This is a genomic window from Microvirga sp. GN3 (assembly GCF_055792825.1).
Genome location: NZ_JBVVAK010000014.1, coordinates 1 through 12,326 on the forward strand (window position 1 = coordinate 1; position 12,326 = coordinate 12,326).

Annotated in this window: 13 protein-coding genes; 7 read left to right on the forward strand and 6 right to left on the reverse strand. The window is 63.7% G+C overall.

Annotated elements, in window-relative coordinates:
• Positions 1 to 218: 218 nt before the first annotated feature.
• Positions 219 to 878 (reverse strand): calcium-binding protein, encoded by a 660-nt coding sequence (locus tag ACS5Q1_RS09300; RefSeq protein ID WP_473097889.1) that lies wholly within the window; start codon positions 876 to 878, stop codon positions 219 to 221.
• A 323-nt stretch (positions 879 to 1,201) separates the two neighbouring features.
• Between ACS5Q1_RS09300 and ACS5Q1_RS09305 the strand changes: the two genes are divergently transcribed.
• Positions 1,202 to 1,708 (forward strand): GNAT family N-acetyltransferase, encoded by a 507-nt coding sequence (locus ACS5Q1_RS09305; RefSeq protein WP_473097890.1) that lies wholly within the window; start codon positions 1,202 to 1,204, stop codon positions 1,706 to 1,708.
• Positions 1,709 to 1,991: 283 nt separating this feature from the next.
• Positions 1,992 to 2,525, forward strand: coding sequence for an inorganic diphosphatase (ppa, locus tag ACS5Q1_RS09310; protein WP_203441902.1), 534 nt, complete (start codon positions 1,992 to 1,994; stop codon positions 2,523 to 2,525).
• Positions 2,526 to 2,587: 62 nt separating this feature from the next.
• Here the strand turns inward: ppa and ACS5Q1_RS09315 are convergent, their stop codons facing one another.
• On the reverse strand, positions 2,588 to 3,325 hold the full coding sequence (locus ACS5Q1_RS09315; protein WP_473097891.1) for a cation efflux transmembrane domain-containing protein: 738 nt from the start codon (positions 3,323 to 3,325) through the stop codon (positions 2,588 to 2,590).
• 67 nt (positions 3,326 to 3,392) lie between these two features.
• On the opposite strand from ACS5Q1_RS09315, the gene ACS5Q1_RS09320 reads away from it, so the two are divergent.
• Positions 3,393 to 3,824, forward strand: coding sequence for a MerR family transcriptional regulator (locus ACS5Q1_RS09320; protein WP_473097892.1), 432 nt, complete (start codon positions 3,393 to 3,395; stop codon positions 3,822 to 3,824).
• Here ACS5Q1_RS09320 and ACS5Q1_RS09325 read toward each other — a convergent pair.
• Positions 3,821 to 5,086 carry a ubiquinone biosynthesis hydroxylase gene (locus ACS5Q1_RS09325; RefSeq protein WP_473097893.1) on the reverse strand — a complete coding sequence of 422 codons (1,266 nt, stop codon included), beginning with the start codon at positions 5,084 to 5,086 and terminating at the stop codon, positions 3,821 to 3,823. The two genes, ACS5Q1_RS09320 and ACS5Q1_RS09325, sit on opposite strands and share 4 nt — an antisense overlap.
• Positions 5,087 to 5,210: 124 nt before the next feature.
• Here ACS5Q1_RS09325 and tesB point away from each other — a divergent pair, with 124 nt between their 5' ends.
• From tesB to ACS5Q1_RS09340, 3 genes are all read left to right on the forward strand, one after another.
• Entirely contained in the window at positions 5,211 to 6,071 is an 861-nt protein-coding gene (gene tesB / locus ACS5Q1_RS09330) for an acyl-CoA thioesterase II (RefSeq protein WP_473097894.1), read from the forward strand.
• Between the two features lie 209 nt (positions 6,072 to 6,280).
• On the forward strand, positions 6,281 to 6,619 hold the full coding sequence (locus tag ACS5Q1_RS09335) for a P-II family nitrogen regulator (RefSeq protein ID WP_203441897.1): 339 nt from the start codon (positions 6,281 to 6,283) through the stop codon (positions 6,617 to 6,619).
• A 35-nt stretch (positions 6,620 to 6,654) separates the two neighbouring features.
• Positions 6,655 to 7,998, forward strand: coding sequence for an ammonium transporter (locus ACS5Q1_RS09340; RefSeq protein ID WP_473097895.1), 1,344 nt, complete (start codon positions 6,655 to 6,657; stop codon positions 7,996 to 7,998).
• 179 nt (positions 7,999 to 8,177) lie between these two features.
• On the opposite strand, the gene ACS5Q1_RS09345 is transcribed toward ACS5Q1_RS09340, so the two are convergent.
• From ACS5Q1_RS09345 to ACS5Q1_RS09355, 3 genes are read right to left on the reverse strand one after another with little or no spacing between them, the layout of a single operon-like run.
• Positions 8,178 to 8,780, reverse strand: coding sequence for an SCO family protein (locus ACS5Q1_RS09345; RefSeq protein WP_473097896.1), 603 nt, complete (start codon positions 8,778 to 8,780; stop codon positions 8,178 to 8,180).
• A 14-nt stretch (positions 8,781 to 8,794) separates the two neighbouring features.
• Positions 8,795 to 9,733 (reverse strand): copper chaperone PCu(A)C domain-containing protein, encoded by a 939-nt coding sequence (locus tag ACS5Q1_RS09350; protein ID WP_473097897.1) that lies wholly within the window; start codon positions 9,731 to 9,733, stop codon positions 8,795 to 8,797.
• A gap of 46 nt (positions 9,734 to 9,779) precedes the next feature.
• A complete protein-coding gene (locus ACS5Q1_RS09355; RefSeq protein ID WP_473097898.1) occupies positions 9,780 to 10,160 on the reverse strand; it encodes a hypothetical protein in 381 nt (126 codons plus the stop codon).
• A gap of 134 nt (positions 10,161 to 10,294) precedes the next feature.
• Between ACS5Q1_RS09355 and ACS5Q1_RS09360 the strand changes: the two genes are divergently transcribed.
• On the forward strand, positions 10,295 to 12,326 hold a 2,032-nt coding region (locus ACS5Q1_RS09360), incomplete at its 3' end, for a DNA translocase FtsK 4TM domain-containing protein (RefSeq protein ID WP_473097899.1).

The window sequence follows — 12,326 nt, forward strand, 5'->3', positions numbered from 1 at the left end:
CAACTCCTGCCAACGCGTTCCCCATATTCCAGACCTCATCGCGATGAAACAGACGCAACGAGCGCCCGCGATCGCAGTCCAGAACGGCAAACATCAACATGTCTCATGAATAGGGTGGGCTAGATCGATTTCTTCGACGGTTTTCCGCACGAAGCACCGTCGGCCCACGGAACCGATGAAACGGCGCCCTCCACGGATGGAAGCGCCCCCTTCTCGGCTCAGATGACGAAGAGGTCGTGATAGTAGAGCTTTACCTTGTTGGAGATCGTGGCGATATGATCGCCGAGACTGTAGCCGAGCGAAGCGACGACCCAGTCGCTTCCCTCATCCGGCTGCTCGGCAATCTCGTCGCCTTCATCGACGAAGAAGGTGTCGTCTCCTTTGCCGCCCCAGAGACGGTCCAGTCCGGCACCGCCGATCAGGGTGTCTTCGCCGTCCCATCCGTACAGGGAATCGTCGCCGGCTTCGCCGCGGAGAGTGTTGCTCACATTGTTTCCGAAGAGCGAGTTGGCCTCGGAGTTGCCGGTCCCCTCGAGAGATCCATATCCGCGCAGCTCGAGAATTTCGACGTGATCCGGAAGAACGTAGGAAACATAGGCGATCAGCAGATCGAGATTGCCCTCGCCGCCTTCCTCGACCACAACATCATCGGGCGTCTCGACATAGTATTGGTCGTTGCCGAGACCGCCGATCAACGTATCGGCGCCGAGTGAGCCGTTTAGGATATTATCGGCATCGTTGCCCGTAATGATGTTGCTCTTAGCATTTCCCTCCACATTGGCCGCGCTCTGCCCATGTACATCGACGAGGGAGAATTTCTGCGTATCGGGCTCCAGTCGATAGGTATTCCAGACAGGATCAAACTGATACTCGCTCATCGACTTCAAGCCCCTTCCACAAAGGAGGGTGCTTATGCTTAGCCTTCCCCTTGGGAAGTCGGTCTTACCAGAGCAGGGATCGTTTCATATCGCCCGCAGATTGCAGAGCCATTGACGACATATCGTGAATGTATTTTCCTGTCATTGTCAGGGGATCGGGAACCTGGGCAGGCGCTTGCGTCATTTGGTCTGTCCCTTCAACCTTCTGACTTTGCTTAAAAAGCCACGCTTTCACCATCAGTCTTCCTATTTCGTTAAGGCACCATTAACCCTTTCAAGCGGAAACTGAATTCATTGCTTCTCTTGACCCTTTTGCCAAAGCCATGAGCGACCTTCTCGTCAGTATCCGTCATGCGAAGCCCGATGACGCCGCTGCCTTGTCCAAGGTCTTCGATGCTGCCTGGCGCGAGGCCTATCTCGGGATCATTCCTGGCGCGACCCTGGACAAGATGTTCTCCCGGCGCAGCGCGCGCTGGTGGCGCTCCACGGTGTCGCGCGGGCGTCCGCTGGTGGTGCTCGACATCGGCCAGGGCGCCGTCGGCTATGCTTCCTATGGACGCTGCCGCGACCGGTCACTGCCAGCGAGCGGGGAGATCGACGAGCTCTATCTCCTTCCCGAATACCAGGGCATCGGTTTTGGCCGGCGCCTGTTCAACGCCGTGCGCAACGATCTTAAAGCGCGGGAAATGGACAGGATCGTCGTCTGGGCCCTCGAAGACAACAAGCGCGCGTGTGCCTTCTACGAGAGCATGGGCGGGCGAACAATCGCCCGCGTCGAGGAGCGCATCGGCGGAACGCCGCTCGCCAAGGTTGCCTATCTCTTCCGCTGACGGCGCTCCAATTGACACCCTCAGAAGAACCTTGTTTCGATTCTCGCTGCTGGGGCCTTCTCCCGAAGGAGAGGGGCATCCGATTGATCCAAAAGTGGGTTCCCCTTTTGAGTCCGATGCTCTAGTGAGGCGTCCAAGCTTCAGAAAGCGGCCTTTTCGGCCTAAGGGTTAAGCCGCTCTCAAGACGAGCTTTTGCCGCATTTTCACCGGCGTTCCGGCTTCCCCATTTCGGAGAAAGCCCGCCTCAGAAGATGCTTCAAGCCTTGTTCCGGAGAACAGTTCTATGCGCCTTGACGCGATCAAGATTGGTAAGAACCCGCCGGACGACGTGAACGTCGTCATCGAAGTGCCGATCGGCGGCGAGCCCATCAAGTACGAGATGGACAAAGAATCCGGCGCGCTCGTCGTGGATCGCTTTCTTTATACCGCCATGCGGTATCCTGGAAACTACGGCTTTATCCCCCACACCCTCTCGGGCGACGGTGATCCTTGCGACGTGCTGGTGGCCAACACCCGCGCCATTGCGCCCGGAGCTATCATCAATGTACGTCCGGTCGGCGTTCTCGTGATGGAGGATGACGGCGGCCAGGACGAGAAGATCATTGCAGTCCCCTCGAGCAAGCTGACCCAGCGCTACGACCGGGTGGCGAACTACACCGACCTGCCCGAGATCACCATCAAGCAGATCGAGCACTTCTTCGAGCATTACAAGGATCTCGAGCCCGGCAAATGGGCCAAGATCATCCGCTGGGGTGACGCTGAGGAAGCGCGCCGCCTGATCGTCGAGGGCATCGAGCGGGCCAAGGCCGAGAAGTAAGCTTTTGCCAATTTCTGAAATGATGAAGGCCAGGCGAATGTCTGGCCTTTTTTGTTGGAAACTCACTCCGCCGGAACGGGGGCGCCTTGGCCGGCACTCTGATATTCCGCCCAGGCCTGCCGCAGGATCTGCACGGCCGAGGACAGGAACAGGCCGGCCATGATCCCGGCGACGATCAGATCGGGCCAGGCGCTCGTGGTCACCCACACGGCGCCTGCCGCCGCCATCACGATGACGTTGCCGATGGCGTCGTTGCGGGAGCACAGCCAGACCGAGCGCACATTGGCGTCGCCGTCCTTGTAACGTATCAGCAGGAGCACGCTGGCGAGGTTGGCCGCGAGCGCCAGGACCCCGATGACGCCCATGATCTCCGCCCGCGGCAGGCCGAGGATCAGCACGTGATAGAGCGTTGAGCCGAGCACCCAGGCACCCATCAGCGACAGGCTCAAACCCTTAAACAGGGCAGCGGTGGCGCGGGTGCGCAAGGAGGCGCCGATGACGGCGAGGCTGAGGCCGTAAGTGACGGTGTCCCCGAGAAAATCGAGGGCGTCGGCCTGCAGGGCTTGCGAGCGGGCGAGATGGCCGGCCACGATCTCGGTGACGAACATCGCGGCATTGATCGCAATCACGGTCGAGAGCACGCGCTTGTAGCGCGGATCGACGCCATCGAAGACCGGCACACCACCATGACAGCCACAGGTGTCCGCATGGTCGTGGCCCTTCGCTGGAGCGATCTCATGAGCATGATGGTTGTGGGAAGAGCAGCACGCCTCGTGCCCATGGCTGTGATTCTGGCTCATCCGAATCTCCTTTTCGTCCGTTCGGATGAGTCGTACAATCTCTAGTGACTAGAGGTTCAAGAGGAAAATGACGGATCTGTCCATTGGGGAGTTGTCGCGCCGGGTCGACGTGAAAGTCCCCACCATCCGCTATTACGAGCAGATTGGCCTTCTCCCCTCGCCGCCGCGCACGGAAGGGCGCCAGCGGCGCTATGGGGCGGAGGATGTGTCTCGCCTCAGCTTTATCCGTCATGCGCGGGACCTTGGCTTCGAGGTGGACGCCATCCGCGAGCTCCTGAGCCTGAGCGCGAAACCGGAACAGCCCTGCGAGCCGGCCGATCAGATCGTGGCGCGTCATCTGAAGAGCGTCGAGCGCCGCATCGCCCAGCTAAAACTCCTCCGCTCGGAGCTGCGGCACATGCTCGACGATTGTCGGCACGGAGAGATCGGCGAATGCCGGATCATCCAGGTGCTGGCCGATCACGACCAGTGCCGGCACGAGCACGGCAAGGTGAGCTAGAGCGCCTCACCTTTCAGCAATCGCGGCGCCTCTCGCTCGGTCAAACCCGCCGCCTCGCGGATGAAGAAACGCTTCAGGCCCGGCATCCGGTCGACGAGACCGAGGCCGAGATCGCGGATCAGGCGGACAGGCAGCACGTCGTTCGAGAACAGACGGTTGAGGCCATCGGTCATCACGCCCATGGCGGTGATGTCGGTGCGGCGCGCGCGCTCGTATTGATCGAGCACGTCGGCGGCGCCGGGATCCATGCCGAGACGCATGGCGTCGGTGATGATCTCGGCCAGCGCCGCCGCATCGTGCAGGCCGAGATTGAGACCCTGGCCCGCAATCGGATGAATGACATGGGCAGCATCGCCGAGGAGCGCCAGGCGCTCGGCCACGAAGGAGCGCGCCACGCCGAAGGACAGCGGAAAGGATTGCGGCTTGGTCTCGAAGGTGAGTTTTCCGAGCTGCAGACCGAAGCGGCGCTCCAACTCGTTAAGCAGGTCTTCGGGGTGCGATTCCAGCAGCGCCGGCACGTTGTCGCTGCGCTCGGTCCAGACGATGGAGGAACGGTGCTTAAGACTGCCGTCGGCCTGGATCTCGGGCTTGAGGGGCAGAATCGCGAAGGGACCGGAGGGCAGGAAATGCTCGATCGCCTTGCCCTCATGATCGCGCTCATGGGCGATGGTGGCGACGATGCCGGACTGCTTGTAGGGCCATGAGATCCAGCCGATGCCCGCCTGCTCGCGCAGGCGCGAACGAGCGCCGTCGGCAGCGACGAGGAGTGCGGCTTGCAGACTATCGCCATTCGTCAGAGCGACATCCGTGCGCGCGCCGTGAACGAAAAAGCCCTTCACGCCCTCAGATCGCAGATCGACCCCGGCCTCGTGACAGGCGTCGAGCAGGGCGGCAGTCAGGTCGCCCGCCGTGATCATGTGCGCGAAGGGCTCGTGCCCGTCCACATCGCCCTCGAAAGTGAGGAAGGTTGGCCGCACCGGATCCTGCAAGCGGCTGTCAGTGATCACCATGTCGAGGATCGGTTGCGCCTTGTCCGCGACCTGATTCCAGACGGCAAGCGCTTCCAGCATCCGGCGTGCAGCCGCAGCGATGGCATAGGAACGCTTGTCGCCATGGGGGTCGCGCTTGAGCGCCGGGTCGCACATGACCACGTCGATCCCATCGGCGAGCGCCTTTTTGAGCGCCAGAGACAGGGACAGCCCGGCAAGCCCCCCGCCTGCAATGACGATGCGCGGTCGCTCCATATCCGTTGCTGCGCTCATCGCTCCAACTCCATGTCTTCAACGTTATAGGTGGGTGTCAGCGATCCATTGGCCAGCGTCAAGCTTGACCTTCCTGAGTCTCTCACCGATGGATGGCTGTTGCCGATCGAAGGATTTTGAATCCATGTCCCGTGCCGTCACTGACCTTCTTTCCATTCTCGACCTCGAGCAGCTCGAGGTGAACCTGTTCCGCGGGCAGAGCCCGAAGAGCGGCTGGCAACGTGTCTTCGGCGGGCAGGTGATCGGACAGGCGCTGGTCGCCGCGACCCGCACGGTCGACGGGCGCCATCCCCATTCGCTCCATTGCTATTTCATGCTGCCCGGCGATCCCAAGGTTCCGATCATCTACGAGGTCGACCGCATCCGCGACGGCAAGAGTTTCACCACGCGTCGCGTCCTGGCGATCCAGCACGGCCAAGCGATCTTTTCCATGTCGGCCTCCTTCCATCTCGACGAGGAGGGTTTTGCGCATCAGGCGGACATGCCGAAGGTGCCGGGACCCGATGAACTGCCCAGCGAGGAAGAGGTGAAGGGCGGCCTGATTCTTCAGATGCCGGAGCCCATGCGCGCCTATTACGAGCGCGAGCGGCCGCTCGAGATCCGGCCCGTGGAGATCAACCGCTATCTCTCGCGCGATCCGGGCGAGCCACGCTTCCATGTCTGGATCAAGACCACCGGCCGCCTGCCAGACAATCCGGCGATTCACCAATGCGTGCTCGCCTATGCGTCGGACATGACCCTTCTCGACACCTCACTCATTCCCCATGGCCGCACGGTGTTCGAGCCCTCGATCCAGCCGGCGAGCCTGGATCACGCCATGTGGTTCCACCGGTCCTTCCGTGCCGACGAGTGGCTGCTTTATGCGCAGGACACGCCGAGCGCTGGTGGCGCGCGCGGCTTCTCGCGCGGACTCATTTTTAAGCAGGACGGGACTCTGGTGGCTTCCGTTGCTCAGGAAGGCCTCATCCGCGAGCGTCGCACCTGACCCCATTTGCCTAAAAATTCATCAGATAGGCACTTTTATAGCCCAGCTTCCGCTGCCTAGGAAAGAGGCAGTGGCCCTCTTCCTATGGCCGGAAAGCTTGGCATGTTTCTTGCGTAGATCCCCCTGACACCCGTCCATGAGGCCGGGTTCACCATTGGAAAAGCTGCCTGAGCATTTCGGGCAGCCGTCTCAAAAAGGGGGCCAAACCCATGAAAATCGTGATGGCGGTCATCAAGCCGTTCAAGCTGGAAGAGGTGCGCGACGCGCTCACCGCTCTCGGCGTGCACGGCCTCACCGTGACTGAGGTGAAGGGATACGGACGGCAGAAGGGTCATACCGAGATCTACCGTGGCGCCGAATATGCCGTGAGCTTCCTGCCGAAGCTGAAGATCGAAGTGGCGGTAGCGAGCGAGATGGTGCCCCAGGTGATCGATGCGATCACGGCGGCCGCGCGCACCGGCCAGATCGGCGACGGCAAGATCTTCGTCACCTCGCTCGAAAAGGCGGTCCGCATCCGCACGGGCGAGACCGACATCGACGCCCTTTGATTCCATTCATTCGATCATTCCGGAGTTTGAATCCGATGAAGTTCCGTCCTCTCCTCCTGCCGGCGCTCGGTGCGCTCGGATTAGGTCTCACGGCCCTCGAGCCCGCACTGGCACAAGACGCCGCGACTGCTGCTCCCACCGTCAACAAGGGTGACACCGCCTGGATGCTCGTCTCGACGATCCTCGTGATCCTCATGACGATCCCGGGCCTCGCCCTGTTCTACGGCGGCCTCGTGCGCACCAAGAACATGCTCTCCGTGCTCATGCAGGTCTTCGCGGTGTTCAGCCTCGTGGCCATCCTGTGGTCCTTCTACGGCTACTCGCTCGCCTTCACCTCCGGCGGCGAGGGCATCGGCGCCTTCATCGGCGGCTTCTCCAAGGCATTTCTTGCCGGCGTGACCACGGATTCCACCGCCGACACCTTCACCAAGGGCGTGGCCATTCCGGAATTCACCTTCGCGGCCTTCCAGCTCACCTTCGCATGCATCACACCGGCCCTGATCGTCGGCGCCTTCGCCGAGCGCATCAAGTTCTCGGCCGTGATGCTCTTCACCGGCCTGTGGCTGACCTTCGTGTATCTTCCGATCGCCCACATGGTGTGGTTCTCGGAAGGCTATCTCTTTGCCATGGGCGCTCTCGACTTCGCCGGCGGTACGGTGGTTCACATCAACTCTGGCGTCGCCGGCCTCGTCGGTGCTCTGATGATCGGCAAGCGCATCGGCTACGGCCGCGACCTGCTCGCGCCGCACTCGCTGACGCTCACCTTCGTCGGCGCCTGCCTTCTGTGGGTCGGTTGGTTCGGCTTCAACGCCGGCTCGAACTTAGAGGCCACGGGCGGTGCCGCTCTCGCGCTCATCAACACCATCCTGGCCCCGGCCGCTGCCGGCCTCTCCTGGATGAGCGTGGAAGCTCTCGGAAAGGGCAAGGCCTCGCTGCTCGGCATCGCCTCGGGTGCCGTCGCCGGCCTCGTCGCCATCACGCCGGCCGCCGGTCTCGCCGGCCCGATGGGCTCCATCGTGCTCGGCCTCGTCGCCGGCGCGGTCTGCTACGTCGCCGTCACCGGCGTGAAGAACGCGCTCGGCTATGACGACGCCCTCGACGTCTTCGGCATCCACGGCGTCGGCGGCATTATCGGCGCCATCGGCACCGGCATCGTGGCGGCGCCATCGCTCGGCGGCTACGGCGTCGGCGAGTACTCGATCGGCGGCCAGGTCTGGACCCAGTTCATCGCGGTTATCATCACCCTGATCTGGACCGGCATCGGCTCCGTGGTGCTCTACAAGATCACCGACCTGATCGTCGGCCTGCGCGTCACGCAGGACCAGGAGCGCGAAGGCCTCGACCTCGCAGACCACGGCGAGCGCGCCTACAACTATTAAAGAACAGCCTTCCAGAGGCTCAAACAGAAAAGCCCTGGACCGAAAATCCGGGGCTTTTCTTTTCCTCAATGCTTCTCTCCGCCGTCATCCCCGGGCTTGTCCCGGGGATCCACGTCTTTTCCGTCGTTAAAGACGTGGATGGCCGCAACAAGTGCGGCCATGACGGGGAAATATATTCGTCACCCGTTCTTCACGAGCTGCCGCAGCTTGGCACGCCGCGTTTCCTCCGGTTCCTGGAAGTTGGAGGTGCCGTAGAACTCGCCCTTACTGTCCATCAGGAACAGCGTCGCCGAATGGTCCATGGTGTAGTCCTGACCCTCGGTCGGAACCTTGCGGTAGTAGATCTTGTAGGCGCGCGCGGCCGCCGCGATCTCCTCCTCCGTCCCGGTGAGGCCGACGATGCGCGGATCGAAGGAGGAGAGATAGGTCTTCATCAGCTCCGGCGTGTCGCGTGCCGGATCCACCGTGACGAAGGCCGCCTGCAGCCTGTCGGCATCCTTGCCCAGGGCTTCCATGTCCTGGGTGAGATCGTAGAGGGTGGTCGGGCAGACCTCCGGGCAGTGGGTGAAGCCGAAGAAGACCACGAAGGGCTTGCCCTTCAGGTTTTCCTCCGTGAACGGCTTGCCCTCGTGGCTGGTGAGCTTGAACGGGCCGCCGATCGGCACCTTGCCGGCGCTCTGCTGCTGCCCGGGCGGGAACAGCAGCAGGCCTGCCGTCACCAGCAGCACCAGAAGGCCAGTGGTGAAGACGAGGAGCGGAACGAGGAGACGCTTGAGATTCATCACTCCCTCCCGCGCTAGTGCTTGTGCTCGGCGGCGGCTCCGCCGCCCATGCCGCGCACCGCGTATTCCACCTCGACGGGGCCGGCCTTCTCGAAGATGAGGGTGCCCTTGACCGTCTGGCCCTCCTTCAGCGGCTCCTTGAGGTCCATGAACATCAGATGGAGGCCGCCCGGCTTCAATTCCACCGTGGCGCCCGGCTTGATCTCGAGCCCGCCTTCCACCGGCTTCATGCGCATCACGTCACCTTCCATGCGCATCTCGTGCACCTCGACCTTGGAGGCGACCGGAGACGCGCCCCCGATCAGGCGGTCGGGGGCCGTGCCCGTGTTGGTGATGCGCAAGTAGCCGCCGCCGACCTTGGCGCCACCCGGCGTCGCCCGCGACCAGGGTTGCTCGATGGTGAGCGGGCCGGCTTTCACGGTCTGCGTCGTATTGGCGATGCCCACGATCCGCACGCCGGGTGCCGGGGATTTCAGGCCGTGCGGGTCCTCGCCCGCGGCCGGCACCTGAGTCCATTCCTCGGTCGCGCCATCGCATTCCTGCACCACGGGGAAATGGACCGTCGCGCCCGGCTGATAGGCATCGGTGAAGCGGGCCTGGAATACGAACTCATCGTAATGAGCATCCTCGAGGGAGCCGGTCCAGACGATATCCGTCACACCCTCGGACACCGCCTCTCCGTTGACCTGATAGGCTTTCACATAGGCGCCCTTGGTGGTCTCCAGCTTCCAGCCAGCCTTCGGCATCGGCTTGACCGCGACGATGCCCTCCGGAATGCGGACGCGCACTTTCTGGGTCGGCTTGCCGGCGCAGCCATGAGGGATGCGCAGGATCGCCTTGTAGGTGGAATTGGGATTCGCCTGCCCGTTCTCGAAGGTGACATGAGCAAAAGCGGGAGCGGAAATCATGAGAGCGGCGGCGGTTAGCGCGGCGTCGAAGCGTGACGAAGTCATCAGGGACATCCTTGAGAGATGGTATGGGATTCTTGTCGAACGGCAATCAGCCGAGGCGCGGCGGCGCGCGTGATCCCAGGGGCAGGACGTCGGAAGTCAGACGTAAGGACGGCGGTTCGACGGCCCGGTCGCCCAAGACCGCCATCGGTGCGAGCCGCTCCAGAATGGCGGCAACCGGGATCGGGCCTGTCGCGCCGGAGCCATGGCAGCTTAAGGTGCAGCAGAGATTCTCATGGGCCTTCTTCGACCCATGATCCGGCGCGGAGGAGCTGTCCTGGACGCAGATGATCCCCTTCGCCTCGACCGCCGCTGCGGCATGGAACGCACCGCTGACGGAGAGAAGCAGGGCCTGCAGGACGAACGCATAGGCCATCACCGCCACAATCGCGGCGCGTGTCCAACCGGTCCGGAAGCCCTTGCGTGTCATGGCCGGGACACTGGTCTTTTCGCGGTCGCCCGTCAACAGGGCAGAAAGGTCGTTACGGTTAAAGGACCCTTAACCCCACCGCGCTACGATCCGTAGCAACATTGTCCCGTCCTATGGTTTTTTAGAGTGGTTTGATGCGCGCGGCCCGCCGTTCTTCTTCCGCCTATGATGGCCTCTTCAGCGCCTTCCGAGCCTTCCTGGCTCGTCGGGCGCAGGAGCTGACGGGCCTGTGCCTGATCGCCGTCGCCGGAGCGATCGCAGTGGCGCTCGCCACCTGGTCGGTCGACGATCCGAGCCTCAACAACGCCACCGATCTGTCCGTCCGCAACCTTCTCGGCTGGCCTGGCGCCATCGCAGCCGACTTGCTGATGCAGCTTTTGGGCCTCGGCGCCATCGCGGCCGTGCTGCCCCTGGCACTCTGGGGCTGGCGGCTGATGAAATCCGGCGATCTCGGCCGCCTGCAGCTGCGCCTCGCCCTCTGGGTCATCGGTGCGGGCGCCGCGACCGCGCTGGCCAGCGCCCTCCCCCCGACGCAAAGCTGGCCACTGCCGACAGGCCTCGGCGGCGTGGTCGGCGACGCGATTCTCGCCGGGGCGAAAGCCATTACGGGCCTCTCCAGCGGTCCGGCCAGCGCTGTCCTCGGCTTCCTGTTCGCCGGCATCGCGATCTTGAGCCTCACGGCCGCCTGCGGTCTTGGCCCGGCGGAAGAGCGGCACCACGAGGAGCCCGACGAGATCGAGGAGCGCCAGCCCGTCAGGCGGCGCAAGATCCAGGATTGGGACGAGGCGGAGGAGACAAGCCACGACGAGCCGGGCTGGGGCATCGTCTCGCTCGGCGCCCTCGCCCATGGCGTCATGAGCCTGCGCGCCTCCGCCCGGCGCTGGAAGGAGAACCGCCGCGTCGCCCTTGAGGAAGATTATTACGAGGACGCACCCCCGCAGCCGAAGCGCCCGGCCCGCCAGCCTGGCCTGCGCCGCGAGCCGGTTCTCGACGGCGCTCCCGTCCGCCCGCGTCCCGCTCCGGCTTCCGTGCCGATGCATGACGAAGATGAGGCCGGCTGGGACGAGGACGATGTCCCCCCACTCTCACAGCGCCCCGCTCCCCGACCCGAGCCCGCGCCCACGCGCGTCGGACCAGCGCATGCAGCGCCCAAGCCCGGCAAGCGCATGGCCCGCGAGGCCCAGCCTTCGCTGCTCGACGAAGAGAATTACCAGCTGCCGCAGCTGAACCTGCTCGCCGAGCCGAAGCGGCCGTCAGCCCCCACGATCTCGGCCGAGGCGCTGGAGCAGAACGCCGCCCTGCTCGAGGGCACGCTGGAGGACTTTGGCGTCCGCGGTGCCATCACCAAGGTCAATCCCGGCCCTGTTGTGACGCTGTATGAGTTGGAGCCGGCGCCTGGGACGAAGTCGTCGCGGGTGATCTCGCTCGCCGACGACATCGCCCGCTCGATGAGCGCGGTCTCGGCCCGTGTGGCGGTGGTCCAGGGCCGCAACGCGATCGGCATCGAGCTGCCCAACCACAAGCGCGAGACCGTGTACCTGCGCGAGCTTTTGGCCAGCCAGGACTTCGAGACCTCGAAGCAGAAGCTGGCGCTCTGCCTCGGCAAGACCATCGGCGGCGAGCCGGTGATCGCCGATCTCGCCCGCATGCCGCACCTCTTGGTCGCCGGCACCACCGGCTCGGGCAAGTCGGTGGCGATCAACACCATGATCCTGTCCTTGGTCTACCGGCTCTCGCCGGCCGAGTGCCGCCTGATCATGGTCGATCCGAAGATGCTCGAGCTCTCGGTCTATGACGGCATCCCGCATCTGCTGACCCCGGTGGTCACCGATCCGAAGAAGGCGGTGGTGGCGCTGAAATGGGCGGTGCGCGAGATGGAGGACCGCTACCGCAAGATGTCGAAGCTCGGCGTGCGCAACATCGACGGCTTCAACGCCCGCGTGGTCGAGGCCAAGGCGCGCGGCGAGACCATCACCCGCACGGTGCAGACCGGCTTCGACCGCGAGACCGGCGAGGCGATCTACGAGGACGAGGTGATGGATCTCGATCCGCTGCCCTACATCGTGGTGATCGTCGACGAGATGGCCGACCTGATGATGGTGGCCGGCAAGGAGATCGAGGGCGCGATCCAGCGCCTGGCCCAGATGGCGCGGGCCGCCGGCATCC